At 60.9% G+C, this 24,943-nt stretch carries 24 protein-coding genes and 2 pseudogenes; 11 read left to right on the top strand and 15 right to left on the bottom strand.

The genetic code is table 11. The annotated features are described in order from the left end of the window. Positions 1 to 110: 110 nt before the first annotated feature. The 4 genes and pseudogenes from OU993_RS23780 to OU993_RS23765 all read left to right on the top strand — a co-directional run. The gene (locus OU993_RS23780) at positions 111 to 3,926 is read left to right on the top strand and encodes a vitamin B12-dependent ribonucleotide reductase (protein WP_268161394.1); all 3,816 of its coding nucleotides are present in this window, start codon (positions 111 to 113) and stop codon (positions 3,924 to 3,926) included. Positions 3,927 to 4,346: 420 nt separating this feature from the next. Further along, positions 4,347 to 4,631, top strand: coding sequence for a GIY-YIG nuclease family protein (locus tag OU993_RS23775; protein WP_268162514.1), 285 nt, complete (start codon positions 4,347 to 4,349; stop codon positions 4,629 to 4,631). Between the two features lie 213 nt (positions 4,632 to 4,844). After that, complete coding sequence (locus OU993_RS23770) at positions 4,845 to 5,090, top strand: hypothetical protein (protein ID WP_268161393.1); 246 nt, start codon at positions 4,845 to 4,847, stop codon at positions 5,088 to 5,090. A 24-nt stretch (positions 5,091 to 5,114) separates the two neighbouring features. Then, positions 5,115 to 5,252, top strand: a pseudogene (locus tag OU993_RS23765) (helix-turn-helix domain-containing protein); the annotation flags it as partial. Between the two features lie 362 nt (positions 5,253 to 5,614). Here OU993_RS23765 and ftsZ read toward each other — a convergent pair. From ftsZ to OU993_RS23750, 3 genes are all read right to left on the bottom strand, one after another. Beyond that, the gene (gene ftsZ / locus OU993_RS23760) at positions 5,615 to 6,586 is read right to left on the bottom strand and encodes a cell division protein FtsZ (protein ID WP_268161391.1); all 972 of its coding nucleotides are present in this window, start codon (positions 6,584 to 6,586) and stop codon (positions 5,615 to 5,617) included. Between the two features lie 220 nt (positions 6,587 to 6,806). Further along, on the bottom strand, positions 6,807 to 7,448 hold the full coding sequence (locus OU993_RS23755; RefSeq protein WP_268161390.1) for an outer membrane protein: 642 nt from the start codon (positions 7,446 to 7,448) through the stop codon (positions 6,807 to 6,809). A 242-nt stretch (positions 7,449 to 7,690) separates the two neighbouring features. Then, positions 7,691 to 8,104, bottom strand: a complete 414-nt coding sequence (locus OU993_RS23750; RefSeq protein ID WP_268161388.1) for a c-type cytochrome — start codon at positions 8,102 to 8,104, stop codon at positions 7,691 to 7,693. Positions 8,105 to 8,461: 357 nt separating this feature from the next. Between OU993_RS23750 and OU993_RS23745 the strand changes: the two genes are divergently transcribed. Further along, the gene (locus tag OU993_RS23745; protein ID WP_268161386.1) at positions 8,462 to 8,779 is read left to right on the top strand and encodes a DUF1883 domain-containing protein; all 318 of its coding nucleotides are present in this window, start codon (positions 8,462 to 8,464) and stop codon (positions 8,777 to 8,779) included. A gap of 12 nt (positions 8,780 to 8,791) precedes the next feature. Here the strand turns inward: OU993_RS23745 and OU993_RS23740 are convergent, their stop codons facing one another. After that, positions 8,792 to 10,108: a replication-associated recombination protein A gene (locus OU993_RS23740; RefSeq protein ID WP_268161385.1), complete on the bottom strand. Its 1,317-nt coding sequence runs from the start codon at positions 10,106 to 10,108 to the stop codon at positions 8,792 to 8,794. Next, positions 10,105 to 11,505, bottom strand: coding sequence for a DegQ family serine endoprotease (locus OU993_RS23735; RefSeq protein WP_268161384.1), 1,401 nt, complete (start codon positions 11,503 to 11,505; stop codon positions 10,105 to 10,107). Before OU993_RS23735 ends, OU993_RS23740 begins: the two co-directional genes overlap by 4 nt. 208 nt (positions 11,506 to 11,713) lie before the next feature. Here OU993_RS23735 and OU993_RS23730 point away from each other — a divergent pair, with 208 nt between their 5' ends. Next, positions 11,714 to 12,082: a lysozyme inhibitor LprI family protein gene (locus OU993_RS23730; protein WP_268161383.1), complete on the top strand. Its 369-nt coding sequence runs from the start codon at positions 11,714 to 11,716 to the stop codon at positions 12,080 to 12,082. 75 nt (positions 12,083 to 12,157) lie between these two features. Here the strand turns inward: OU993_RS23730 and OU993_RS23725 are convergent, their stop codons facing one another. Further along, positions 12,158 to 12,490 (bottom strand): hypothetical protein, encoded by a 333-nt coding sequence (locus OU993_RS23725; protein ID WP_268161381.1) that lies wholly within the window; start codon positions 12,488 to 12,490, stop codon positions 12,158 to 12,160. A 305-nt stretch (positions 12,491 to 12,795) separates the two neighbouring features. Between OU993_RS23725 and OU993_RS23720 the strand changes: the two genes are divergently transcribed. Further along, positions 12,796 to 13,980, top strand: a complete 1,185-nt coding sequence (locus OU993_RS23720) for an endonuclease/exonuclease/phosphatase family protein (protein WP_268161380.1) — start codon at positions 12,796 to 12,798, stop codon at positions 13,978 to 13,980. A 12-nt stretch (positions 13,981 to 13,992) separates the two neighbouring features. On the opposite strand, the gene ilvD is transcribed toward OU993_RS23720, so the two are convergent. Beyond that, entirely contained in the window at positions 13,993 to 15,828 is a 1,836-nt protein-coding gene (ilvD, locus tag OU993_RS23715; protein WP_268161378.1) for a dihydroxy-acid dehydratase, read from the bottom strand. A gap of 249 nt (positions 15,829 to 16,077) precedes the next feature. Between ilvD and msrP the strand changes: the two genes are divergently transcribed. The 3 genes from msrP (at position 16,078) to OU993_RS23700 (ending at position 18,187) form a co-directional block, all read left to right on the top strand. Further along, complete coding sequence (msrP, locus tag OU993_RS23710; protein WP_268161377.1) at positions 16,078 to 17,025, top strand: protein-methionine-sulfoxide reductase catalytic subunit MsrP; 948 nt, start codon at positions 16,078 to 16,080, stop codon at positions 17,023 to 17,025. Positions 17,026 to 17,027: 2 nt separating this feature from the next. Beyond that, the gene (gene msrQ / locus OU993_RS23705) at positions 17,028 to 17,660 is read left to right on the top strand and encodes a protein-methionine-sulfoxide reductase heme-binding subunit MsrQ (protein WP_268161376.1); all 633 of its coding nucleotides are present in this window, start codon (positions 17,028 to 17,030) and stop codon (positions 17,658 to 17,660) included. Positions 17,661 to 17,818: 158 nt separating this feature from the next. Beyond that, positions 17,819 to 18,187, top strand: coding sequence for a YciI family protein (locus OU993_RS23700; RefSeq protein ID WP_268161374.1), 369 nt, complete (start codon positions 17,819 to 17,821; stop codon positions 18,185 to 18,187). A 117-nt stretch (positions 18,188 to 18,304) separates the two neighbouring features. On the opposite strand, the gene OU993_RS23695 is transcribed toward OU993_RS23700, so the two are convergent. After that, a complete protein-coding gene (locus OU993_RS23695; RefSeq protein WP_268161372.1) occupies positions 18,305 to 18,631 on the bottom strand; it encodes a DUF1330 domain-containing protein in 327 nt (108 codons plus the stop codon). Between the two features lie 11 nt (positions 18,632 to 18,642). Next, positions 18,643 to 19,044: a hypothetical protein gene (locus OU993_RS23690; RefSeq protein ID WP_268161371.1), complete on the bottom strand. Its 402-nt coding sequence runs from the start codon at positions 19,042 to 19,044 to the stop codon at positions 18,643 to 18,645. A gap of 128 nt (positions 19,045 to 19,172) precedes the next feature. On the opposite strand from OU993_RS23690, the gene OU993_RS23685 reads away from it, so the two are divergent. Continuing rightward, positions 19,173 to 19,994, top strand: a complete 822-nt coding sequence (locus tag OU993_RS23685) for a helix-turn-helix domain-containing protein (RefSeq protein ID WP_268161369.1) — start codon at positions 19,173 to 19,175, stop codon at positions 19,992 to 19,994. A gap of 84 nt (positions 19,995 to 20,078) precedes the next feature. On the opposite strand, the gene rplQ is transcribed toward OU993_RS23685, so the two are convergent. The 6 genes and pseudogenes from rplQ to secY form a co-directional block, all read right to left on the bottom strand. Beyond that, positions 20,079 to 20,504: a 50S ribosomal protein L17 gene (rplQ, locus tag OU993_RS23680; protein WP_165220107.1), complete on the bottom strand. Its 426-nt coding sequence runs from the start codon at positions 20,502 to 20,504 to the stop codon at positions 20,079 to 20,081. A gap of 45 nt (positions 20,505 to 20,549) precedes the next feature. Then, positions 20,550 to 21,570, bottom strand: a pseudogene (locus OU993_RS23675) (DNA-directed RNA polymerase subunit alpha). A 182-nt stretch (positions 21,571 to 21,752) separates the two neighbouring features. Continuing rightward, complete coding sequence (gene rpsK / locus OU993_RS23670) at positions 21,753 to 22,142, bottom strand: 30S ribosomal protein S11 (protein ID WP_015915761.1); 390 nt, start codon at positions 22,140 to 22,142, stop codon at positions 21,753 to 21,755. A gap of 129 nt (positions 22,143 to 22,271) precedes the next feature. After that, a complete protein-coding gene (gene rpsM / locus OU993_RS23665) occupies positions 22,272 to 22,640 on the bottom strand; it encodes a 30S ribosomal protein S13 (RefSeq protein ID WP_066875641.1) in 369 nt (122 codons plus the stop codon). Between the two features lie 247 nt (positions 22,641 to 22,887). Next, positions 22,888 to 23,478, bottom strand: a complete 591-nt coding sequence (locus tag OU993_RS23660) for an adenylate kinase (protein WP_268161367.1) — start codon at positions 23,476 to 23,478, stop codon at positions 22,888 to 22,890. Then, a complete protein-coding gene (secY, locus tag OU993_RS23655; RefSeq protein ID WP_268161365.1) occupies positions 23,475 to 24,815 on the bottom strand; it encodes a preprotein translocase subunit SecY in 1,341 nt (446 codons plus the stop codon). The genes OU993_RS23660 and secY overlap by 4 nt, the downstream gene beginning before the upstream one ends. Between the last annotated feature and the right edge of the window lie 128 nt (positions 24,816 to 24,943).

Below are 24,943 nucleotides of genomic sequence, written 5' to 3'. Positions count from 1 at the left end.
CGGATGATTTGCCATTCGAGTTGACATGGACACGGCTGCGGGTCGCTGAAGCGATCGCCGCCGACAGGATTTTTTGCGCCTAGCGGGGCGCGGCAACGAGGACGAGAGACATGCGCATTGAACGTCGCTTCACCCAACCTGGCGCAGGAGCCTATGCGGAGATCGAATTCCGCAAGGCGACCAGCGAGATCCGCAACCCGGACGGCTCGGTCGTTTTCCGCCTCGCGGACATCGACGTCCCGGCGCAGTTTTCCCAGGTCGCGACCGACGTTCTGGCGCAGAAATATTTCCGCAAGGCCGGCGTTCCGAAGATCCTGAAGAAGGTTGAGGAGAACAATGTTCCCTCCTTCCTGTGGCGTTCGGTGGCTGATGAGAAGGCCATGAAGGATCTGCCGGAAAACGAGCGTTACGGCTCGGAAACCGATGCGCGTCAGGTTTTTGATCGTCTCGCCGGCACCTGGACCTACTGGGGCTGGAAGGGCGGTTATTTCTCGTCCGAAGAAGATGCGGCCGCGTTCCGCGATGAACTCGCCTACATGCTCGCCACCCAGCGCGTTGCCCCGAATTCCCCGCAGTGGTTCAACACCGGCCTGCACTGGGCCTATGGCATTGACGGCCCCGGCCAGGGCCATTTTTATGTCGATCCCTTCACCGGCAAGCTGACCAAGTCCAAGTCGGCCTATGAACATCCGCAGCCGCATGCCTGCTTCATCCAGTCCGTCGAGGACGACCTCGTCAACGAGGGCGGCATCATGGACCTATGGGTGCGCGAAGCGCGCCTGTTCAAATATGGCTCCGGCACCGGTTCGAACTTCTCCTATCTGCGTGGCGAAGGCGAAAAGCTCTCCGGGGGCGGCCGTTCCTCCGGCCTCATGTCCTTCCTGAAGATCGGTGACCGGGCCGCCGGCGCCATCAAGTCGGGCGGCACCACCCGCCGTGCGGCAAAGATGGTCGTCGTCGACATCGACCACCCGGATATCGAGGAATATATCGACTGGAAGGTCAAGGAAGAACAGAAGGTGGCAGCCCTCGTCACCGGCTCCAAGATCGTGTCGAAGCACCTGAAGGCCATCATGAAGGCCTGCGTCAACTGCGAGGCGGATGGCGACGATTGCTTCGACCCGACGAAGAACCCGGCGCTGAAGCGCGAAATCCGCGCCGCCAAAAAGGACCAGGTTCCGGAAAACTACGTCAAGCGAGTCATCCAGTTCGCCAAGCAGGGTTACAAGGACCTCGAGTTCAAGACCTATGACACGGACTGGGATTCGGAAGCCTACCTGACGGTTGCCGGCCAGAACTCCAACAATTCCGTCTCGCTGAAGGACGATTTCCTGCGCGCTGTCGAAAACGATGGCGAGTGGAATCTGACCGCCCGCAAGGACGGCCGCGTGATGAAGACGCTGAAGGCGCGCGACCTGTGGGAAAAGATCTCCTACGCTGCCTGGGCTTCTGCCGATCCGGGCCTGCACTTCAACACCACGATGAACGACTGGCACACCTGCCCGGCGGCCGGCCCGATCCGCGCCTCGAACCCGTGCTCGGAATACATGTTCCTCGACGACACGGCCTGCAACCTGGCCTCGCTGAACCTGCTGCAGTTCAAGGATGCCAAGACCAAGCGCATCAACATCGGCGATTACGAACACGCCGTTCGCCTGTGGACCGTCGTTCTCGAAGTCTCCGTCATGATGGCGCAGTTCCCCTCGCGCCAGATTGCCGAACTCTCCTACCAGTACCGCACGCTGGGCCTTGGTTACGCGAACATCGGCGGCCTCTTGATGTCCTCGGGCATTCCGTATGATTCGGCGGAAGGCCGCGCGATTGCCGGTTCGCTGACCGCGATCATGACCGGTGTCGCTTATGCCACCTCGGCGGAAATTTCGTCCGAGCTTGGCCCCTTCCCGGGTTTTGCCCCGAACCGCGACAACATGCTGCGCGTCATGCGCAACCATCGCCGCGCGGCTTATGGCGAATTCACCGGTTACGAAGGCCTTTCCGTCAATCCGGTGCCGCTCATCCATGCGGAAAACCCGGACCAGGATCTCGTCGCCCATGCCAAGGCTGCCTGGGACAAGGCGCTGGAACTCGGCGAAAAGCACGGCTACCGCAATGCCCAGACGACGGTGATTGCGCCGACCGGCACGATCGGCCTCGTGATGGACTGCGACACGACCGGCATCGAGCCCGATTTCGCGCTGGTGAAGTTCAAGAAGCTTGCCGGTGGCGGGTATTTCAAGATCATCAACGGTGCGGTGCCGCAAGCCCTTCGTTCGCTCGGTTACACCGAAAGCCAGATCGCCGAGATCGAGGCCTATGCGGTTGGCCACGGCAACCTCAACCAGGCGCCGGGCGTCAATCCTTCGACGCTGCGCGCCAAGGGCTTTACCGATGAGAAGATCGAAGCCGTCAACGGCGCGCTGAAGGCCGCCTTCGACATCAAGTTCGTCTTCAACCAGTGGACGCTCGGTGCCGACTTCCTGAAGGACACGCTGAAAGTTTCCGACGATCAGCTCTCCGACATGAGCTTCAATCTCCTAGAGCATCTCGGTTTTGCCAAGAAGGACATCGAGGCCGCCAATATCCATGTCTGCGGTGCGATGACGCTGGAAGGCGCGCCCTTCCTGAAGGCCGAACATCTGCCGGTCTTCGATTGCGCCAACCCCTGCGGCAAGATCGGCAAGCGTTACCTTTCGGTCGAAAGCCACATCCGCATGATGGCGGCCGCCCAGCCCTTCATCTCGGGCGCGATCTCCAAGACGATCAACATGCCGAACGAGGCAACCGTCGAGGATTGCGGCGCGGCCTACATGCTCTCCTGGAAGCTGGCGCTGAAGGCCAACGCGCTCTACCGCGATGGTTCGAAGCTGTCCCAGCCGCTGAATGCCTCGCTGATCGAGGATGAGGACGAGGAGGATGCGCTCGAGGATCTGATCCAGGCTCCGGCCGCGGCCCAGGCCGTCACGGTCACCGAAAAGATCATCGAACGGGTGATCGAGCGCGTGACCCGCGAGCGGGAAAAGCTGCCGAACCGCCGCCAGGGTTATACCCAGAAGGCGAATGTCGGCGGGCATAAGGTCTATCTGCGCACCGGCGAATTCGGCGACGGCCGCCTCGGCGAGATCTTCATCGACATGCACAAGGAAGGCGCTGCCTTCCGTGCGATGATGAACAACTTTGCCATCGCGATCTCGCTCGGTCTCCAGTACGGCGTGCCGCTGGAGGAATATGTGGAGGCCTTCACCTTCACCAAGTTCGAACCGGCCGGCATCGTGACGGGCAATGACGCGATCAAGAACGCCACGTCGATCCTCGACTACGTGTTCCGCGAACTCGCCGTCTCCTATCTCGGCCGCCACGATCTCGCACATGTCGATACGTCGGACTTTTCCAACACGGCGCTCGGCAAGGGCATCCAGGAGGGCAAGACCAACCTCGTCTCGACCGGCTGGACCCGCGGCCACAAGCCGATGCTGGTCTCCGGCGGCGCCGACCGGATCGCGGCCAACGAACCGAAAGGTTCCTTGAGCGCGGCACCGGCCAAGGCCTCCGTCGGCGGCAATGTGACGGCATTCGCCGGCTCCGCCGCCCGCAAGCTCGAACCGACGCTCGCCATCTCCACCTCGGAAGTCGTCTCCTTCAAGCGTGACTACGAAGAGCGGGCACGAGAACTGGCCGAAGAGATCGCCGACGAGGTGGTTGCCGATGAAAGCCAGCAGGCCGCCACCGCCCTCTTCTCCGACAAGGCCGCCGCCGACGCCGCAACCGCCAAGTCGGAAGCCAAGAAGGTGGAAGCCGAACGCCGCATGCGCTCCATCGCGCAGGGCTACACGGGCAACATGTGCTCCGAGTGCCAGAACTTTACGATGGTGCGGAATGGGACGTGCGAGAAGTGCGATACTTGTGGTGCCACGAGCGGGTGCAGCTGATTGGCTGAGGATTGACGAAAATGCGGCCCGGGGGAAACCTCGGGCCGATTTGATTCTATCAAAAATATCCTTGAGCGCGAGTCCCAGCGCGGGTGAACCGAATGGGACGAACGGCGGCTTGTGTGTGGATCCTCGGGTCAAGCCCGAGGATGACGGAGGATGGGAGATGCCACCCACCCAAGACATGCCCCTCATCCGCCAAAAGGGAGATACCTGCAGTTCGCCTCGGCAGGGATCATCCTCCGCCAGATCTCTAACGACGATGCTCCACGGCAGAGACTTTAGAGAGCATCATCCATGGAAACACCTTATGCGGTCATCATCCTCGGGGCCCAACGTTCTCGCCATCCTCAGGCAAGCCTCACGCGGTTGTCATCCTCGGGCTTGACCCGAGGATCCACGCACGAGCATGATGCACGTATGGCGGGATATGTTTACATCATCACCAACCACAAACGCGGAACGCTCTACATTGGCGTAACCTCCGACCTCGAGCGCAGGATCTGGGAACATCGCGAAGCGATCGCTCCGGGCTTCGCCAGCAAATACGGATGCAATCTTCTTGTGTGGTATGAGGAACACGACAGTATCGCCACGGCGATCCAGCGGGAAAAATCCCTGAAGCGCTGGTATCGAAAATGGAAGATCGAGTTGATCGAAGGCTTCAATCCGGACTGGCGAGATCTGTATCCGGAGCTTTGGTAGAGAATTCAGACAGCGCAGTGGAAGGAATGGCGCCGATAGGCGCCTCCATATCCGCGGTTACTCCCTTGAAAAGAACATAAAGAGAACAGATATAATCTGGTGCACTATAGAATAATGGGATGGCTAGCTCCTCCTGAGCGGAGGAGCGGCAACTCCAAATCGATGCTGAACTCTAGGCCGCACCACTCAGACCTCAACAGGATATCGGCAGTTATGACAAACTACATCACGATCAATCAGTTGCGCGCAGTCAATGCCCACGCAATGTCCACTTTCCAGGAGGAACCCGCAACACTTCAGCAGAGGCACGACGATCTTGAACGCTTCAAGGATGCCTGCATTAGCCACGACGCCGAATGGGAAGCTAGGCTTTATGAACTCGTTCTCCTAGAGAGGGAGAAAATGTGGAAAATGATAATGCGCGACACGAGCCCCATGACGACGACACTGAAACGGTGAATTTGCACGTTCCCCTTCAGAAAGCTCGGCACGCTCCGTGACTGGGAACAGGGCCGCTCCGTGCCGGACCATACGGCGCGGGCTTACCTCAAGGTGATTGCCGCCCATCCGGAGGACACGGCTGCGGCGCTGGGCAAGGGCGAGACACTCGCTGGTGTTTGAGCCAGGTCGGCTCCCTCTGCATCCGTAAAGCACCTCACCCTAACCCTCTCCCCGCAGGCGGGGAGAGGGTTAGGGTGAGCCACGGCGGCGGAGCAAGCCGCCAGCGCGATCAGGGCGGTCAGGGCGGTCAACCGTCTTGCGCTATCGTGGTGCGCGTTGACCGTTCTCTCAAATACGCAAGCAAACCGGAAAGAGAATCCGTTGCCATACGCGCGATGGCAATCCTGCGACCAAGGCAAACGTTCACCGGATCAGGCACCGAGCGATCCGGGAAACCATACCCCGGCGCGGGGCACGTCCCCTCTCCCCGTCCAGACGGGGAGAGGGTTAGGGTGAGGGGCAAACACCGCCCCCGAAAGCCCTTAGGCCGCGAGCCGGCCCTCGAGCCCCGTCGCCACCACGGACACCCGGAAGCGGCCGTCGAGGTTGCGGTCGAAGATGGCGCCGACGACGATGTCGGCCTCGTCCTGCACCTCGTCGCGGATGCGGCTGGCCGCCTCGTCCACCTCGAACAGCGTCATGTCGGAGCCGCCGGAGATCGAGATCAGCACGCCGCGGGCGCCGTGGACGGAAATGTCGTCGAGCAGCGGGTTGGCGATGGCCGCTTCCGCCGCGCGCATCGCCCGGTTCTGGCCTTCCGCCTCGCCGGTGCCCATCATCGCCCGGCCCATGCCGCGCATGACCGATTTCACGTCGGCAAAATCGAGATTGATCAGGCCTTCCTTGACGATCAGGTCGGTGATGCAGCCGACACCGGCAAACAGCACGCGGTCGGCGGTCATGAAGGCGTCGGAAAAGGTGGTCTTGGCATCGGCAATGCGAAAAAGGTTCTGGTTCGGAATGACGATGACGGTATCGGCGGCCTCGCGCAGCGCCTCGATGCCGGCTTCGGCCATGCGCATGCGGCGGTTGCCCTCGAAGGAGAAGGGTTTTGTCACCACGCCGACCGTCAGGATGCCGGCATTGCGGGCGGCGCGCGCAATCACCGGGGCTGCCCCCGTGCCGGTGCCGCCACCCATGCCGGCGGTGACGAAACACATGTGCGAGCCGGCGAGCTCGTTCATGATCTCCTCGATCGATTCCTCCGCCGCCGCCTGGCCGACATCCGGATGCGAACCGGCGCCGAGACCGGCGGTCACATGCGCGCCGAGCTGGATGCGGCGGGTCGCCTTCGAGGTGGCGAGCACCTGCGCGTCGGTATTGGCGGCGATGAATTCCACGCCCGCCAGTTCCTCGGTAATCATGTTGTTGATGGCATTGCCGCCGCCGCCGCCCACGCCAATGACGGTGATGTGCGGCCGCAATGCAGAAATACCGCTCTTGGCGTCGGTCATTCCATTCTCCTTCGATCGAAACCGCGCGTCACCCCTCCACCCCGGAGGCGGCGAATCGCGCGCAAGACTAACACTGGCAAAAAGGCAGCGCCGCGGCGAAAGGGGCAGTCAGCGGCGGTGTATGGCAAAAATACGGCCGGCAGGCCCGTTTCATCAAAAACGGCTCCCCCGGAAAACCGGGAGAGCCGCGGAACTCAGTCGTCCGAAACCGGACGGGCACTTAGAACTTGTAGTTCAGGCCCAGCCGGACGGCGTGATCGCTGACGTCCTTTTCCGAGCTGACGCCGGCAACGGTGCTGCGCACATTCGGCGTGCTGGTGTAGTTGTATTCCACCTTGGCGGAAATCTTCTCGTTCAGCTTCTGCTCGATGCCGGCACCGACGATGTAACCGGGCTTCCAGCCATCCGGACCGGACACCGCACCGTTGTCGCGCATGTTGGTCATCGCCACACCGGCCGTTCCGTACACAAGCGTCTGGTCGAGCGGCATGCCGGCCTTGCCCTTCACGGCAAGACGGTGGCGTTCCTTCAGGCTGCCGCCGTTGACCTTCACCTCGGTATCGCCGAGGTAGGACACTTCGCCCTCACCGCCGACGACCATGCCGCCGACATCGGCATTGTAGCCGCCCTGGACGCCAACGACGCCGCCATTGCCGCCGGAAAACAGGTTGAGTTTGCGCGAGGCAACACCGCCATGCGCACCGACATAAGCGCCGGTCCAGTCGCTGCCGGAGGAGGTGGGTTCGCTGTAGCTCGGCGGCGCCTGATAGGAGGTGAGGTCGGCGGCGGAGGCAAGCGAGGCGAAGGACGCAGTGGAAAGAAGAGTGGCCGCGAAGGCCAGGGCAAGCGGGTATCTGTTCATGTCGAAAACTCCATACACAGCCTGCATGCGGTGGACGCGCAGGCGAAACATCGGGCTTTGCCGCCCCGGGATCACGGTCTGCGGCCCACTTGGCCCCTTCACCGCAGAGATGTCCCGCACCTGACCCATTCATTTTTCACGAATGTATAAACACATCCTTAACCAGACGGGCCGGGCCACAAGGAAGTGCCGCCTTCGACGGTCACGCCCGCGTGAGCCTGTGGAAAACGTGCCGTTGCGCCTTACGGATTGGCCTTCAGATAGGCGATCACGTCATCGATCTCGGACTGGAACCAGAACCCGAAAAACCGCATCTTGGTGCCCGGCACCAGCTTCGACGGTTTTGACAGAAAGGTTGACAGCGCCGCCTCGTCCCAGACGAGACCACCCTCGCCCGCGGCCTTCATTGCGTCCGAATAGGCATAGTCCGCCACGCTTGCGGCCGGGCGACCGTAAACGCCCTTCAGGTGCGGGCCAAAGATGTTCGCATCGTCGGTGACGGCATGGCAGGACGCACAGGCGGTGCGATAGGTCGCCCTGCCCTTCTCCACATCGGCGGCAATGGCAGGCGCTGCACACGCCCATGCGCTGGCAAGCACGACACAAGAGAGGCGACAGAAGACCGCGACAGGCCGATGGCGAGATTGATCGAACATGGCGATCCTTATAGGGCAGCCACGCCTCTATCCGCCAGAGGTCGGCGGAAACGGATCGGCGGACGGCGAAGGCGGGAATCCCTTCCCTCGTTGTCATCCGGGCGATGGCTTCAAGGTTGCAGGCGGCGACACAACAAGAAAACCCCCGCCTGCGCAGGGGAGACGCAAACGGGGGTAGTAGACTGGAGTCATTCTTCTCGTTTTTGTGGACCGTAGCAGGGGAACCGGGTCCGTATTCTGCGCGAGGCTCTTTGCCGTCGCTCAAACAATCAACGAAAGCTTGGTGGTTTGGTTCCACCGTTCCTTAACTTCCGGGATCTAATCTCGCCGCAACATGGCAGACCACGGAGGATTTTTATGGCAGCTCAGACTTTCCGCTTCACCCATTATGATCTCAAGCAGCTCCGCGCTGGGACCACGGTCGAAGTCACGCTGTCGGCGGTCAACAATGTGCGTCTGCTGACGCCCGGCAACTTCCAGCGCTTCTCCGAAAAACTGGATTTCAAGTACACGGGCGGCGTCGCGAAAAAATCGCCGGTGCGCATCGTGATCCCGGAAAGCGGTCACTGGCACCTGATCGTCGATGCGGAAGGTCATGCGGGCCTGGCGGAATCCTCGGTCAAGATGATCGCCGCACCGGCGGCTGCAGCACCCCGCCAGCAGAAGGCGTCCTGACCGGCTGAGCCGTCAGCTGCCGCCGCGTTCGCGGCGCAGTTTCGCCCACCAGTCCAGGCGTTTGCGGATTTCCCGTTCAAAACCACGTTCCGGCGGATCGTAGAAGGTCTGCCGGCCCAGCTTTTCCGGAAAATAATCCTGGCCGGAAAAGGCATCCGGCTGATCGTGATCGTAGAGGTAACCGTCGCCGTACCCCTCGCCCTTCATCAGTTTGGTGGGCGCATTCAGGATATGCTTTGGCGGCAGCAGCGAGCCGTGTTCCTTGGCCGCCCGCATCGCCGCCTTGTAGGCGGTATAGACGCCGTTCGATTTCGGCGCGGTCGCGAGATAAACGCAGGCTTCGGCGAGCGCCAGTTCTCCCTCGGGCGAACCGAGATAATCATAAGCGTCCTTCGCCGCATTGCAGATGACAAGCGCCTGCGGATCGGCAAGGCCGATATCCTCCACCGCCATACGCACCAGCCGCCGGCCGAGATAAAGCGGATCCTCGCCCGCATCGAACATCCGGCAGAGGTAATAAAGTGCGGCATCCGGATCGGACCCACGTACCGACTTGTGCAGGGCGGAAATCAGATTGTAGTGCCCGTCCTGCGCCTTATCATAGACCGGCGCCCGGCGCTGCACGATGCGTGTGAGGCCCTCGGTATCGAAGACCTCGCCATCGCGTGCTGCACGCCACACCTCTTCGGCAAGCGTCAGCACCGCCCGTCCATCGCCGTCCGCCATGCGCACGAGCGCCGCACGCGCCTCACCGGTCAAAGGCAGCGGCCGTGCTTCCGCCTGCTCGGCACGGGACAGAAGTTCCGCAAGGCTTTCTTCGTCATGGGCACGGAATGTCAGAACACGGGCGCGCGACAGAAGAGCGGCGTTCAGCTCGAAACTCGGATTTTCCGTCGTGGCGCCGACCAGGATGACGGTGCCATCTTCCATTACCGGCAAAAAACTGTCCTGCTGGGCGCGGTTGAAACGATGGATCTCGTCGACGAAGAGCAGCGTCTGGCGGCCCTCGAGGCGGCGCATGCGGGCGGCCTCGAACACCTTCTTTAAGTCCGCGACACCGGAAAAGATCGCCGAGATCTGTTCGAAGGCCAGCCCCGCCTCGCCGGAGAGAAGCCGTGCCACCGTCGTCTTGCCGGTGCCGGGCGGTCCCCAGAAGATCATCGAACCGAGCGACCCCGAAGCGATCATCCGGCGCAAAACGCCGTCTTCGCCGGTCAAATGCGGCTGGCCGGTGACCTCGGAGAGTGTCGTCGGGCGCAGGCGATCGGCGAGCGGCCGTCGGCTCGCGACCGCGTCTGGAATGCGCGATGCAAACAGATCGCCGCTCATCGGAAGAACTGGCGGATGCGCTGGCCACCCCGCTCGATCTCGACCCGCCAGAAGCCGGGATTATCGGCCACCAGCGCTTCCATCGCCTTGGTGGACGGCACCGGATCGCCGTTGATCGCCACCATGATGTCCCCCGGCTGGAAACCAAGCCGTGCGGCGGGCGAACCGCGCACCACATCGGTGATCACGACGCCCGTCTTGTCGGAGGGCAGATGCAGTTCGGTCGCGATGCGCGGCGAAAGGTTGGCGACCTTCGTGCCCGCAAAGGGATTACGGCCATCGATCAGCCGCTCATCGCGCGGAACGGTCTCCGGTGCAGCGCCAAGCGCGAGCTCCAGCTGCCGCTCCTGGCGCCCTTCGGCGACCGTCAGCGCCGCCGTTCCACCGAGCCCGACCGTCGTCAACCGGTAAGCGAGCGCATCCGGGTGTTCGACGGGAATGCCGTTGACGGCAAGCACCACTTCGCCGGGCTTCACGCCCGCCTTGTCGGCGGGGCTGCCGCGCGTCACGGCCACCACGAGCGCCCCGCGCGCCGCCTTGAGGCCCAGCGCCTCGGCGACATCGGAGGTGACCGCCTGAAAGGTCGCGCCGACATATGGCCGCTCAAAACTCTTCTTGCCCTGTTCCGCAGCCGTCAGGAACACCTTGACGAGATTGGCCGGAATCGCAAAACCGATGCCGTTCGAACCGCCACCACGCGAAAAGATCGCCGTATTGATGCCGATCAGCTCGCCGTTCATGTTCATCAGCGCGCCGCCGGAATTGCCCGGATTGATCGAGGCATCCGTCTGGATGAAGAAACCGACATCGCCGTCGGTCACCTGGGTGCGGGCAAGGGCCGAGACAATGCCGCTTGTCACCGTCTGGCCGACACCGAAGGGGTTGCCGATGGCCAGCACCAGATCCCCCACCTCGACCGCGTCGGAATTGCCGATCGCAAGCACCGGAAAATCTTCCTTCGCCTTGATCTTCAATACCGCGAGATCGACGCTTTCATCCTTCAGCAGAACCTCGCAGGGAAATTCCCGGCCATCGGCGAGCGCGATCTTGATGTCGTCCGCTCCCTGGATGACGTGGTTGTTGGTGACCACCAGGCCATTGTGGGAGACGATGACACCGGAGCCGAGCGACGACTGTTTTTCCGAACGGTTCGGCATCCGCTGGCCGAAGAACTGCTCGAAGAAGGGATCGCCGGCAAAGGGGTTGGTACGCTGAACCACGCGCTCGGCATAGACGTTGACGACGGCACCGGCCGTCTGCTTGACCAGCGGCGCAAAGGAGAGCTGCATCTCGGCGCGGCTCGCCGGAACGGACTTGTCCTGAGCCAGCGCCGGCAAGGGCAGCACGATCGTCAGAAGAAGCAGACAGGCGGTAACGCTCTTTTGCAGGCTTGGCATATGATTCCTCTTGAATGACCGGCAGTTGGACTTTTAGCGCGGTAGGCTAGAAATGAAAGATGGCCGAAAATGGAGAGATTCCTCCGGCAGTGCGCCAAGAGATAGGAAGGCTGTTGGCCAAAGCCAAGCGACCGGGCGCCGTCAAAACGCTCTCTGGAACCGAATCCCGGCTGCTGCGTAGTCATCCGCGACAACGGAGACGACAGGCATGATTTCCATCACGTTGCGGGCAACCGCGCTCACCCTGCTGGTGGCGGCTGCGGCATCCTTCTCTTCACCAGCACCGGAGGCGCAGGCGGCGAGTTTCGATTGTGACCGCCCGGATCTTGCCGCGGATGAAAAGGTGATCTGCGAGGACCGTGGCCTGAACGACATGGACGTGAAGATGGCGACGACCTTCGAGCTTCTGACCGGCCTGATGCCGATGGGCAATCGCGACATCCTGCGCGACGACCAGTCGGCCTGGCTGAAGACGCGCCAGGCCTGCGGCGGTGATGCCGACTGCCTGCAAAAGGCCTATGCGGTTCGCATGCAGCAATTGCAGGAGGCCTACAAGGGCCTGATCAAGCCCCTTTGACCCCCGATGTTTGAAGTGGCGTGCCGGCAAGCCCCCCAACCGGCACGCCTGAAGGACAAGCACTTCGGTGCGGGATCAATCCCAGCTGAAGCCCTTGTCCTTCATGTAGATGTTGTCGACGCCCTTGCACCAGTCTATCTTGAAGTCATCGGCGCCGTAATTGTCCCAGCTGACACGGAAGGGCACGACGCAATCGCCCTCATTGCTGAACCAGTCCATATCGGCGGCCTCGCCCGGCCGGATGCGGCTGTTCAGCCAGTTATCGCTCCATTGGCCGTTCTGATAGGTGTAAAATCCGTTGATGGTGTAACCCTCGGCGCGATTGTGCAGGCGAAATGCATAATCGCTGGCGGATGCAGGAATTGCTGCGCACACGGCAAGGCCGAGCGCGAGAACAAGCGTCTTCATTGGACAGACCCCGATATAAAATGTGAGACAAAGAGAAGATTTGGCACAGGCAAGCTTTTCCTCCACTCACCCGCATAACCTATACTATTTCCGTCGAATGAATGCTGCATGAATGAATGATCCACATCTTTCCTCTACATATCGAAGAACATTCATCGTCTCTTTCGTGTTCAAGAATAAAACGCATATCTGCAGTTGCTACCCGACGATCTTTCGACCGCGTTCCCCAATCATGACACACGTCTATCGTGTGTTTGTGCTAGGCTCTCCCGCACCGATCTCAAGGTAAACCTCGGGGGCAAGACATGTCGCGGGCATTCAAACTGACATCGTGGAATGTGGAATGGCTGGTCGATTCGTTCGGCGTTGTGAGCGGCCGCTTTGAGGAGAATTCGAAGGGCTTTGCCGGCCGTCGTCCCAGCATGGCGGATGCCAGGGCGAAACTTGATGCCCTCCGGCTTGAGGTCCTCGAAATGGATGCCGATATCCTCTTTCTCGTCGAGGGCGTACCCGGCGCCGAGGCCATGCAGGAATTCGTGGACACATATCTGAAGGAATACCGCCTCATCCGCCATCCGGGCACCGACGACCGCGCCTATGGCACAGAGGGTCACCAATGGATGTGGTTCCTCGTCAAACCGGCTTTGGCTGACGGGCGCAATGTTCATCTTCTCGATCTCTCGGTCTGGAAATCCTATACGCAGGACGCGTCATTCGGCAGCCACAGCAACGGGAAATGGTTCTTTTCCGCCCCTTCACTCGATGAGGAGACCGAGACTGTCGGCGCCAATATCCGCCACAAGCATGACCATTACCGCCACCCGCAAGTGCTGGTCATGACCTATGAAGGGCGCCGGGTGGAGATCGTCGGCTGCCACTTCAAGAGCAAGCACATCGGCGAGAACGTCCCGACCCGCAAGGCCTCCGAAAGCAACGAGGCCTATTTCGCGCGGCCTGATGTGACCTGGTTCATGGCCAAAGCGCATGTGGCGCGCGCCAAACTGACCACCGAGGCAAGTGATGTGCGCTATTATATCGACAAGCGGTTCGCGCAGGAGGAGATCCCGATCATCTTCGTCATCGGCGATCTGAACGACGGGCCGGGCAAGGAATTGCTGGAGCGGGAATATCTGCTGCACGATCTGATCGGCGTGCTGCAGGGGGACGTGTTTTTCGCCCGGAAATTCCTCAACCACGCGCTGTTCGATTATCCGCAGGATCTGCGCTGGACGGCGCGTTTCGAGGACAAGCTCGATCCGACCCGCGCACCGACCATCCTGCTCGACCACATCACCTTTACCGAGGCGCTGAGCCGGCGGGGCCTGGGGCCGCTCATCGTTCAACCGCGGTCCGGTGTCGTGGAACACGAGATCCACGACCGGATCAACGCAACGCTGCCGGAGAAGGCCAAGACCAGCGACCATGCGCCAGTCAGTCTCGTGGTATCAAACCACGAGACGAACCCAAAACCGCGCAGTCCGCGGAAATGATGGGGGCTGCCGTTATTCCGGCAGGATGCGCACCGCGCCCTTGTCGGCGCTGGAGGCGAAGGCCGCATAGGCCTTCAGGGCGGTCGTGACGTTGCGCTTGCGCGGAGCCGCCGGCTTCCAGCCGAGCTTGTCCTGTTCGGCGCGGCGAGCCGCCAGTTCCTGCTCGCTGATCTTCAGATTGATCGTGCGGTTCGGGATGTCGATCTCGATCAGGTCGCCGTTCTTCACAAGACCGATGGCGCCGCCATTGGCCGCTTCCGGCGAGGCGTGGCCGATGGAAAGGCCGGACGTGCCGCCGGAGAAACGGCCGTCGGTGATCAGCGCGCAGGCCTTGCCGAGGCCCTTCGACTTCAGATAGCTCGTCGGATAGAGCATTTCCTGCATGCCCGGGCCACCCTTCGGGCCTTCGTAGCGGATAACGACGACATCGCCCGCCACCACCTCGTTGCCGAGGATCGCCTTCACGGCGGCATCCTGGCTTTCATAGACCTTGGCCGGGCCGGTGAACTTCAGGATCGATTCGTCCACACCTGCCGTCTTCACGATGCAGCCATCGAGCGCGATGTTGCCGTAAAGCACGGCCAGACCACCGTCCTTGGAGAAGGGCGTTTCGACCGAGCGGATGACGCCCTTGCTGCCGTCCGTATCGAGATCATCCCAGCGCGAGGACTGCGAAAACGCCACCTGCGTCGGCACGCCGCCGGGGGCTGCCTTGAAGAAGGTGCGGACGCTTTCCGAATTGGTGCGGGTGATGTCCCAGCGGTTGATCGCGTCGCCCAGCGTTGCCTCGTGCACGGTCTTGCAGTCGGTGTTGAGCAGACCGCCACGCTCCAGTTCGCCGAGGATACGCATGATGCCGCCGGCGCGGTGCACGTCTTCCATGTGCACGTCCTGCTTGGCCGGCGCGACTTTCGACAGGCACGGCACACGGCGCGACAGCCGGTCGATATCGTCCATGGTGAAATCGACGCCGCCTTCATAAGCCGCGGCCAGGATGTGCAGAACCGTATTGGTGGAACCGCCCATGGCGATATCCAGCGCCATGGCGTTTTCGAAGGCCTGCTTCGTCGCGATCGACCGCGGCAGAACGCTATCATCGTCCTGCTCGTAATACCGGCGGGCGAGGTCGACGATCAGGTGACCGGCCTCGACGAAGAGGCGCTTGCGATCCGAATGGGTGGCAAGAGTGGAACCATTGCCGGGCAGAGACAGGCCGAGCGCTTCCGTCAGACAGTTCATCGAGTTGGCGGTGAACATGCCGGAGCAGGAACCGCACGTCGGACAGGCCGAACGTTCGATCACCTGCACGTCCTCGTCCGTCACCTTGTCGTCGGCGGCCGCCACCATGGCATCTACGAGGTCGAGCGCCACCGTCTTGCCATGCAGTACAACCTTGCCGGCTTCCATCGGGCCGCCGGAGACGAAAACGGCCGGGATGTTGAGGCGCATGGCAGCGTTCAGCATGCCGGGGGTGATCTTGTCGCAGTTGGAGATGCACACCATCGCATCGGCACAGTGGGCATTGACCATATATTCCACGGCATCGGCGATGATCTCGCGCGACGGCAGCGAATACAGCATGCCGTCATGGCCCATGGCGATGCCGTCATCCACGGCGATCGTGTTGAACTCCTTGGCCACGCCACCGGCGGCCTCGATCTCGCGAGCCACCAGTTGGCCGAGATCCTTCAGGTGCACATGGCCGGGCACGAACTGCGTGAAGGAATTGACGACCGCAATGATCGGCTTGCCGAAGTCGCTATCCTTCATGCCCGTGGCACGCCAGAGACCGCGTGCACCGGCCATGTTGCGGCCGTGGGTGGTCGTTCTGGAACGGTAAGCAGGCATGGTGTTATCCTCGGGTCAGAATTGTCGGCGCTGTGCGTGGAAATGCTGAAAAAGCGCCCTGTTTTGAGGTTTTCCTACCGCAAACACCGGGAGGTGTCACTATCAGGAGACGCCAAAGCGGTACGCTGGGCCCAACCGGGCGATCACGTGAACGTGGGTTTGTTTTTGCCGTGTCGCGGTGAAACTATTTCCATCCGGTCTGCGTATCAGACATCAGACCCCTTTTTATCCCGCGCAGGAGATCGATCCATGCCGCTTTACCGCCCGCCCCGCATTGCCTCGTCCGAGATCACGCCACAAAACCTCTATCTCTCCCGACGGCATTTCCTCGGAACGGCCGCCGCCGGCCTTGCCTTTGCCGGTGCCGGCAGTGCGCTCGCCGCCCCCCTGAAGGCCAGCCCCAGCGCCTACAAAGTCGAGGACAAACCGACTTCGAAACAGGACGTGACGACCTACAACAATTTCTACGAATTCGGCACGGGCAAGGCCGATCCGGCACGTTACTCCGGCGATTTCAAGCCGACGCCCTGGACGGTCGAGATCGGCGGCATGGTGGCAAAACCGCAGACCATCGACATGGAGACCATCCTGAAGGAGATCCCGATGGAGGAGCGCATCTACCGCATGCGCTGCGTCGAAGCCTGGTCGATGGTCATCCCCTGGATCGGGTTTCCACTGTCGGCCCTTCTCGACCGTGTTGAACCGCTCGGCAGTGCGAAATACGTGGCCTTCGAAACCGTCGTGCGGCCGAAGGAAATGCCCGGACAGAGCGGTTTCTTCCAGCCGCTGGAATGGCCCTATGTCGAAGGCCTGCGCCTCGATGAAGCCCGCCACCCGCTGACAATCCTCGCGACCGGCCTTTACGGCGAAACACTTCCCAACCAGAACGGCGCACCGCTAAGGCTCGTCGTGCCGTGGAAATACGGTTTCAAGGGCGTCAAGTCGATCGTCAAAATCACGCTCACCGACAAGGAGCCGCCGACCACCTGGAACAAGATGGCGCCGCAGGAATATGGCTTTTACGCCAACGTCAATCCGGCCGTCGACCACCCGCGCTGGAGCCAGGCGACCGAACGGCGGATCGGCGAGGCAAACGGCCTGTTCGGCGGCGCGCGTTTGAACACGCTCCCCTTCAACGGTTATGCCGATGAGGTGGCAAACCTCTATGCCGGCATGGATCTGAAGAAGTTCTACTGAACATGGCAGCGCTTTCCATACCACCCCGCTTTCGCGCCCACTCCGTCTGGGCGCTCTATGCGATTGGCCTGCTTCCAGGCCTTTATGCCTTCTACCTCGGCATCAACGGCGGTCTGGGTGCAGATCCGGTGCGCGAATTCGAGCACCGGCTGGGCTTCTGGGCGCTGCGCTTCCTCTGTCTCGGGCTGGCCGTCACACCGCTGCGCGATCTTTTCGGCGTCAACCTGATCGCCTATCGCCGGGCGCTGGGGCTCCTCGCCTTCTATTACGTGCTGGCGCATTTCACGGTCTACCTGACGCTTGACCGAGGTCTGATCCTTTCGTCGATCCTCGGCGACATCCTGAAACGGCCCTATATCATGCTCGGCATGGCGGGGCTTTTGATGCTGATCCCGCTCGCGTTGACCTCCAATCGCTGGTCGATCCGCAAGCTCGGCCCACGCTGGAACCAGTTGCACAAGCTTGCCTATCCGATCCTGCTGGCCGGGCTTCTGCACTATATCCTGTCGATCAAGTCGATCACGCTGGAGCCGGTGATCTACATCGTCATCGTCGTGGCTCTGCTCGGGTACCGGCTTGCACGGCCTCGGCTGATGGACTGGAAACGCGGGCGGCGGGCACCCGTCGCGCGATAGTTCACCCGGACCACCTTCCTTTCCTCCCCGGCTGATTTACCTTCTGTCGCAACTGGCGCAGATTTTTCTCGTTCGTGATGTCGAGTGTGCCAAGCTCCGTTCATTACCGGCGTGGGAGCGCCAGACGTTGCCAGAACACCCCTGAGGAGGAGACGAACATGCGCGTGATGGTATTGGTCAAGGCAACCGAGGACAGCGAGACCGGCATCATGCCGGAACCGGATCTGTTGGAGGCAATGGGCAGGTTCAACGAGGAACTGGTGCAGGCCGGTATCATGCTGTCCGGCGACGGCCTGAAACCATCAAAGCTCGGCAAACGGATCGCTTTTGACGGTGCCGCCCGTCGGGTGATCGACGGACCGTTTGCAGCGACGCGCGAACTGGTGGCCGGCTACTGGATCTGGCAGGTCAAGGACATGGACGAGGCGGTCGCCTGGGTGAAACGCTGCCCCAACCCGATGCCGGGACCAAGCGAAATCGAGATCCGTCCCCTCTACGAGATGGAGGATTTTGCCGACATTTTATAACCGATGATCCGGGGCTGATCGTGGCAAATTGGGTGAAGGGGCGTGTCGTATGACTGCTCAGCGGGACAAGGTGAACCCGGCGAACTGACGGATCTGCGGTCAGCAGACCTCACGCCGTCATTTCGGCGAAAGGATATCGGTCGCATGATGATCTTCGTCCACGCCCTCGATCAGGAAAACAGCACCGTCAGCGTTCTTGGTTCGCAGCGGCAGAATGGTCTGATAGGCGGGCGATGCGTACCAAGATTGCGCCAGAGCCAAATTGGGGAAGGCAATCACGATCAGGTCACCCTTGAACGTTCCTTCCAGCATGTGTTTCTGCCCGCCGTGAACGATGAAGCGCCCGTCGAACGGAGCCAGCGTGGCGTCGATACTTTCGAGATAGGACACGATCGCGGCCCCCATCTCGACATGGTGCAGATAACCAATGGCATAGCACGTCATCGTGTTTCCTTTCAGATCTCGATCAGGCCGCCGCGGCGTGACGCGAACCATTCGAGGCCACCAAAGGCAGCCACGACCATCGCCTGTGAGAGGATGAACATCCAGCCAAAGCCATTCGGGAAGATCAATCCGAACATTGGCAGGGCTACACTAACCAAGACCCAAAGCGCGTTTCCAAGAACGATCATCTGAACCGCAAAGGTCGGGACGATCGGGGTCCGAGCGAAGACCCCAATGAAGCAAGCAATTGGCAACAGGAGGAGCCCGGCCCAGAACAGCAGGGCCGCGGGCACCAACGTGATGCTCGCAATAAATCCAGACGCGAAGACCAGCAGCGCACCCATGATGGCGCAGGTTGCTGCGTCCAAAGCAAGGATGGACTGCAGTGAGCTTTGGCGGAAACGATCGGTCATGACATGTTCCTTCGGTGATGGCCCCTGTTCGCAAGTGCCGGTGCGTCATCATCATCTGACAGCAAAGGACACGCATCAATTACCTCACAGGTAATGGCGCTACCTCGCGTAGCGATGTATCAAACGCCATGGATCAGGATAACAACAGCGTCGGAAGCCTCATTAGGCAGTGGCGACAGCGCCGCCGGTTGACCCAACTTGACCTCGCAGTCGATGCCGAAATATCGCAACGCCATCTCAGTTTCCTGGAATCCGGTCGCTCGCAGCCGAGTCGGGAAGTGCTGATGCAGCTGACAGACAGGCTTGCGGTCCCGTTGCGGGATCGCAATGTGATCCTCAACGCGGCAGGCTATGCCGCTCATTTCCCACAACACCCGCTGGCGGCGCCAGCGCTTCAGGCGGCAAGGGAGGCGATCGAACAGATCTTGCATGGTCATCTCCCCCATCCGGCGCTGGCAGTGGACCGGCATTGGACGCTGATCTCCGCGAATGCGGCGGCAACCGCCCTGATGTCCGGTGTCGCCCCTCACCTTCTGGAAGAGAACCCCAACGTCCTGAGGCTTAGCTTGCATCCGCAAGGGCTGGCACCACGCATCCTTAATCTTGAGGAGTGGCGGAGCCATGTGTTGGCGCGCCTCGGCCACGAGATTGAACGCTCGGCCGATCCGAAGCTGTCGACGCTGATGGACGAATTGAGCGCATATCCCTTCCCAACGTCGGGACGTCACCGCCGTTCAACTCCGAAACAACATCAGGATATCGCGGTTCCTCTGCGGATAAAGAGCGATGCCGGACCATTGTCCTTTTTGAGCACGACAACGGTATTCGGAACCGCCGTCGACGTGACGCTGTCCGAAGTCACCATCGAGGCATTCTTCCCCATGGATGCAGAAACCGCTCGGGCGATGATGAACCTGCATTCACGCGGTGCCGGATATGAACGGCGCTAAAATCACCACGCTCTGTCGCGCAAAACAATAAAGGCCGGGCGATTTCTCACCCGGCCTTTTATCCAAATCCCTTGCGGGAATGACTTATGCGGCTTCAGCAGCTTCTGCTTCGGCGGCAACGCGAGCCTTGTCGGCTGCGCCCTTGGCATTGACGTCGCGCTCAACGAATTCGATGACGGCGAGCGGGGCATTGTCGCCCTGGCGGAAGCCGGCCTTCATGATGCGCAGGTAACCGCCGTTGCGGCTGGCATAACGCGTGGCAATCGCGTCGAACAGCTTGCGAACTGCGTCGACGTCCTTGATCTGCGAAATGGCCTGACGGCGAGCGTGCAGGTCGCCACGCTTGCCGAGGGTAACCAGCTTCTCGACGATCGGGCGGATTTCCTTCGCCTTCGGGAGCGTGGTGACGATCTGCTCATGGGTGATGAGCGAAGCAGCCATGTTGGCAAACATTGCCTTGCGGTGGCTGGCGGTGCGGTTGAGCTTGCGGCCGGAATTCTGGTGACGCATCTCGTGTCTCCTTTACTTGCAGGCATGCGCCTGCAGTTTAAATGGTTAGTACTGGTCTTCGTAGCGCTTGGCGAGATCTTCGATGTTCTCCGGCGGCCAGGCCGGAACTTCCATGCCCAGATGCAGGCCCATGGATGCGAGAACTTCCTTGATCTCGTTCAGCGACTTGCGACCGAAGTTCGGCGTGCGCAGCATTTCCGCCTCGGTCTTCTGGATGAGGTCGCCGATGTAGACGATGTTGTCGTTCTTCAGGCAGTTCGCCGAACGGACCGAAAGTTCCAGTTCGTCGACCTTCTTGAGGAGCGCCGGGTTGAACGCGAGTTCGGTAACGGCTTCCTCTTCCGTTTCCTTCTGCGGCTCGTCGAAGTTGACGAAGACCGACAGCTGGTCCTGAAGGATACGAGCGGCAAACGCCACGGCGTCCTCGCCCGTGACCGAGCCATCGGTTTCGATGGTCATGGTCAGCTTGTCATAGTCGAGAACCTGGCCTTCACGGGTGTTTTCCACCTTGTAGGACACTTTCTTGACCGGGGAGTAGAGGCTGTCGACCGGAATGAGACCGATCGGGGCATCCTCTGCACGGTTACGTTCGGCCGGGACGTAACCCTTGCCGTTGTTGACCGTGAATTCCATGCGGATTTCCGCACCATCGTCGAGGGTGCAGATCACATGGTCGGGGTTCAGGATCTCGATATCGCCAACCGTCTGGATGTCACCAGCGGTCACGACGCCCGGACCCTGCTTGCGCACGACCATGCGCTTGGCATCATCGCCATCCATCTTGATGGCGATTTCCTTGATGTTCAGCACGATGTCCGTCACATCCTCGCGAACGCCCGGGATGGAGGAGAATTCGTGCAGGACGCCGTCGATCTGAACGGCGGTCACAGCCGCGCCGCGCAGCGACGACAAGAGAACGCGACGAAACGCGACGAAGGGCGTTGCCGAGCGTCAGACCGAAACCGCGTTCCAGCGGTTCTGCGACGAGCGTGGCCTTCGTGCGACCGGACGAGGTGAACTCCACCTTGTTCGGCTTGATCAGTTCCTGCCAGTTCTTCTGGATCATGTGTGTCAAACCTTCCATTCGCTGCCACTATCCAATCGTGGCAACCGAGCATGAGAAGCGCCAAGCAGAGAAGCCTGTCTTGGCGTTACGGCAAAGCCGCCAAACCTCGAAACAACGAAGTAAGGCGGCAGAACCGGAATTCGAACCGGGGCTGTGTTGTCACAGCCGCCGAAAGCATCACATTAGACGCGGCGCTTCTTGCGCGGACGGCAACCGTTGTGCGGGATCGGCGTGACGTCGCGGATGGAGGTGATCATGAAGCCGGCAGCCTGGAGGGCGCGCAGAGCCGATTCACGACCGGAACCCGGGCCGCAAACTTCGACTTCGAGAGACTTCATGCCATGCTCCTGGGCCTTCTTGGCGCAGTCTTCGGCAGCGATCTGGGCAGCGAACGGGGTCGACTTACGCGAACCCTTGAAACCCTTGGCACCAGCAGACGACCAGGCAATCGCATTGCCCTGTGCGTCGGTGATGGTGATCATGGTGTTGTTGAACGTCGAGTTGACGTGTGCAACGCCCGACGAGATATTCTTACGTTCGCGACGGCGGACGCGTGTGGCTTCCTTGGCCATGGTCTTCCTTTCGTTGATATCGTCACCGCCGTAACTCCAGCGGCTCCACCTTTTCAGGCAATAGAAATTAGGCAGCAGCCAATAGCATCCTTTGCTACCGCCTACCGCCTATTGGCTACGCCCGAAAAATTACTTCTTCTTGCCGGCAATCGCCTTCGCCGGACCCTTGCGGGTGCGGGCGTTGGTGTGCGTGCGCTGACCGCGGACCGGCAGGCCGCGACGATGACGCAGGCCGCGATAGCAGCCGAGGTCCATCAGACGCTTGATGTTCATCGCGGTTTCGCGACGCAGATCACCCTCGACCTGATAGTCGCGGTCGATGGTTTCGCGGATCTGAAGGACTTCCGCGTCCGTCAGCTGATGAACGCGACGATCAGCCGGGATACCGACCTTCTCGATGATTTCCTGTGCAAACTTCGGGCCGATCCCGTGAATGTAGGTCAGCGCGATAACAACGCGCTTCGCAGTCGGGATGTTGACGCCAGCGATACGTGCCACGCCTATTCTCCTTGGTTCCAGTTGCCATCCGGCAAGTGGTACTTCTTCCATGAGAGCAGCCACTTGAGGCCGCCAGTTCAAATCTCATCCGAGACAAGTCAACACGACCGGGTCGGATCTCCCTCACGGGAAAATCCGCGCCGATCGCTGTCAAATGTCGCGAGTTGGCGCGGTGTTTAGCGGAATCGGTCCAAAATTGCAACCGGCCCCGCCAAGATTCTTTAACAGCTGGAAAACGATCCACCGATCAGGCGGCCGACTTCTCCAGAACGCCGATAATGGCATTCGTCACCGCATCCACATCGGCCATGCCATCGAGTGCCACAAGCTCGCCCTGCTCTTCGTAATAGGCCGAAAGCGGTGCGGTCTTGGCGCGATATTCGGCAAGACGCTTGCGGAAGGCTTCCGGATTGTCGTCCGAGCGGACCGTGCCGCCGGCTGCAATCGTTTCGGCAACCCGCGATTCGATTCGGCGCACCAGCGCTTCCTCGTCGACCTTCAGCTCGATGACGGCATCAAGCGTCAGGTTCTTTGCCTTCATCGCCTCGGACAATGCCATCGCCTGCGGAACCGTACGCGGGTATCCATCCAGGATGAACCCCTTGCCACAGTCCGCCTCTTCGATGCGCTCGGCCACGATCTGGTTGACGATATCGTCGGAGACGAGACCGCCGGCATCCATCACGGCCTTGGCACGCTTGCCAATCTCCGTGCCCGCGCTGACGGCGGCGCGCAACATGTCGCCGGTCGAAAGCTGCGGGATGCCGTATTTTTCCGTCAGACGCTTTGCCTGGGTCCCCTTACCCGCGCCTGGCGGCCCCAAAAAAATCAGTCTCATCGTCCCCTCTTTCCTCCACGCAACTTGGACTTCTTGATCAGGCCCTCATACTGCTGGGCAATGAGGTGCCCCTGTATCTGTGCTACCGTATCGAGGGTAACACTGACAACGATCAAAAGCGAAGTACCACCAAGGGCTAATGGGATACCGGTGCGCGCAATGAGCGTTTCCGGAAGGATGCAGACGAAGACAAGGTAGATCGCACCGACGACGGTGATTCGCGTCAGAACGTAATCGATGTATTCGGCGGTGCGCTCACCCGGACGGATACCCGGAATGAAGCCGCCATGCTTCTTCAGATTGTCGGCCGTCTCCTTCGGATTGAAGACGATGGCCGTGTAGAAGAAAGCGAAGAAGGCAATCAGCAAGCCATAGAACAGCATGAACAGCGGCTGGCCATGCTGGAGCGAACCGAGAACCATCGTTGCCCAGCCCGGCAGGTTCGTGTTGCCACTGAAGCCTGCAAGCGTTGCCGGCAGAAGCAGCAGCGAGGATGCAAAGATCGCCGGAATGACGCCGGAGGTGTTCAGCTTCAACGGCAGGTGCGACGTATCGCCCTGGAACATCCGGTTGCCGACCTGGCGCTTCGGATACTGGATCAGCAGGCGACGCTGTGCACGCTCGACAAACACGATCAGCGCGATGACGCCGATGGCAATGACAACGACCATCAGAATGAGGGCCGTCGACAGCGCACCCGTGCGGCCAAGTTCCAGCGTACCGGCAAGAGCCTTCGGCAGGCCTGCGGCAATACCGGCGAAGATGATCAGCGAGATGCCGTTACCGATACCGCGCGAGGTGATCTGCTCGCCGAGCCACATCAGGAACATGGTGCCGCCAAGCAGCGTCACGACCGTCGAAACACGGAAGAAGATACCGGGATCGGCGACGATCCCCTGCCCGCTCTCAAGACCCACCGCAATGCCATAGGCCTGCAGCGTGCCGAGCAGAACTGTGCCGTAACGTGTGTACTGGTTGATGATCTTGCGGCCCTGCTCGCCTTCCTTTTTCAAGGCTTCGAGCGAGGGAACGACGGAGGTCATCAGCTGAACGATGATCGACGCGGAAATATACGGCATGATGCCGAGCGCGAAGATCGCCATGCGCTCGACGGCGCCGCCAGCAAACATGTTGAAGAGACCGAGGATGCCACCCGCCTGGCCGCGGAAGGCCTGCGCATAGGCTTCCGGGTTCAGGCCTGGAAGCGGAATATGCGTGCCGAGGCGGTAGACCAGAAGAGCTGCCAGGGTGAACCAGAGGCGCTTCTTGAGGTCGGTGGCCTTCGAGAATGTCGAAAAATTGAGATTGGAGGCCAGTTGTTCAGCTGCAGAAGCCATGCATTTCTCCGCCTGACCAATTCCGGCGGCAAACGATCGGCCCAGCCGGAAAGCAGTCCAAATTCAGTTTCAGAAAACCGGGAGACGGAACGGCTGCCATGCAACCTTGTGCCTCACCCCATTTTCCG

The sequence above is a fragment of the Rhizobium sp. SL86 genome, from assembly GCF_026672545.1.
Taxonomy (GTDB): domain Bacteria; phylum Pseudomonadota; class Alphaproteobacteria; order Rhizobiales; family Rhizobiaceae; genus Neorhizobium.
Note: the sequence above shows the minus strand (reverse complement) of the source record. Positions and strands in the feature narration are given on the sequence as shown.

Excerpts from the sequence above, each read along its gene's own strand:
- OU993_RS23780 (WP_268161394.1), top strand. The coding sequence starts at position 111 with ATGCGCATTGAACGTCGCTTCACCCAACCTGGCGCAGGAGCCTATGCG.
- OU993_RS23775 (WP_268162514.1), top strand. The coding sequence starts at position 4,347 with ATGGCGGGATATGTTTACATCATCACCAACCACAAACGCGGAACGCTC.
- OU993_RS23770 (WP_268161393.1), top strand. The coding sequence starts at position 4,845 with ATGACAAACTACATCACGATCAATCAGTTGCGCGCAGTCAATGCCCAC.
- ftsZ (WP_268161391.1), bottom strand. The coding sequence starts at position 6,586 with ATGACCGACGCCAAGAGCGGTATTTCTGCATTGCGGCCGCACATCACC.
- OU993_RS23755 (WP_268161390.1), bottom strand. The coding sequence starts at position 7,448 with ATGAACAGATACCCGCTTGCCCTGGCCTTCGCGGCCACTCTTCTTTCC.
- OU993_RS23750 (WP_268161388.1), bottom strand. The coding sequence starts at position 8,104 with ATGTTCGATCAATCTCGCCATCGGCCTGTCGCGGTCTTCTGTCGCCTC.
- OU993_RS23745 (WP_268161386.1), top strand. The coding sequence starts at position 8,462 with ATGGCAGCTCAGACTTTCCGCTTCACCCATTATGATCTCAAGCAGCTC.
- OU993_RS23740 (WP_268161385.1), bottom strand. The coding sequence starts at position 10,108 with ATGAGCGGCGATCTGTTTGCATCGCGCATTCCAGACGCGGTCGCGAGC.
- OU993_RS23735 (WP_268161384.1), bottom strand. The coding sequence starts at position 11,505 with ATGCCAAGCCTGCAAAAGAGCGTTACCGCCTGTCTGCTTCTTCTGACG.
- OU993_RS23730 (WP_268161383.1), top strand. The coding sequence starts at position 11,714 with ATGATTTCCATCACGTTGCGGGCAACCGCGCTCACCCTGCTGGTGGCG.
- OU993_RS23725 (WP_268161381.1), bottom strand. The coding sequence starts at position 12,490 with ATGAAGACGCTTGTTCTCGCGCTCGGCCTTGCCGTGTGCGCAGCAATT.
- OU993_RS23720 (WP_268161380.1), top strand. The coding sequence starts at position 12,796 with ATGTCGCGGGCATTCAAACTGACATCGTGGAATGTGGAATGGCTGGTC.
- ilvD (WP_268161378.1), bottom strand. The coding sequence starts at position 15,828 with ATGCCTGCTTACCGTTCCAGAACGACCACCCACGGCCGCAACATGGCC.
- msrP (WP_268161377.1), top strand. The coding sequence starts at position 16,078 with ATGCCGCTTTACCGCCCGCCCCGCATTGCCTCGTCCGAGATCACGCCA.
- msrQ (WP_268161376.1), top strand. The coding sequence starts at position 17,028 with ATGGCAGCGCTTTCCATACCACCCCGCTTTCGCGCCCACTCCGTCTGG.
- OU993_RS23700 (WP_268161374.1), top strand. The coding sequence starts at position 17,819 with ATGCGCGTGATGGTATTGGTCAAGGCAACCGAGGACAGCGAGACCGGC.
- OU993_RS23695 (WP_268161372.1), bottom strand. The coding sequence starts at position 18,631 with ATGACGTGCTATGCCATTGGTTATCTGCACCATGTCGAGATGGGGGCC.
- OU993_RS23690 (WP_268161371.1), bottom strand. The coding sequence starts at position 19,044 with ATGACCGATCGTTTCCGCCAAAGCTCACTGCAGTCCATCCTTGCTTTG.
- OU993_RS23685 (WP_268161369.1), top strand. The coding sequence starts at position 19,173 with ATGGATCAGGATAACAACAGCGTCGGAAGCCTCATTAGGCAGTGGCGA.
- rplQ (WP_165220107.1), bottom strand. The coding sequence starts at position 20,504 with ATGCGTCACCAGAATTCCGGCCGCAAGCTCAACCGCACCGCCAGCCAC.
- rpsK (WP_015915761.1), bottom strand. The coding sequence starts at position 22,142 with ATGGCCAAGGAAGCCACACGCGTCCGCCGTCGCGAACGTAAGAATATC.
- OU993_RS23660 (WP_268161367.1), bottom strand. The coding sequence starts at position 23,478 with ATGAGACTGATTTTTTTGGGGCCGCCAGGCGCGGGTAAGGGGACCCAG.
- secY (WP_268161365.1), bottom strand. The coding sequence starts at position 24,815 with ATGGCTTCTGCAGCTGAACAACTGGCCTCCAATCTCAATTTTTCGACA.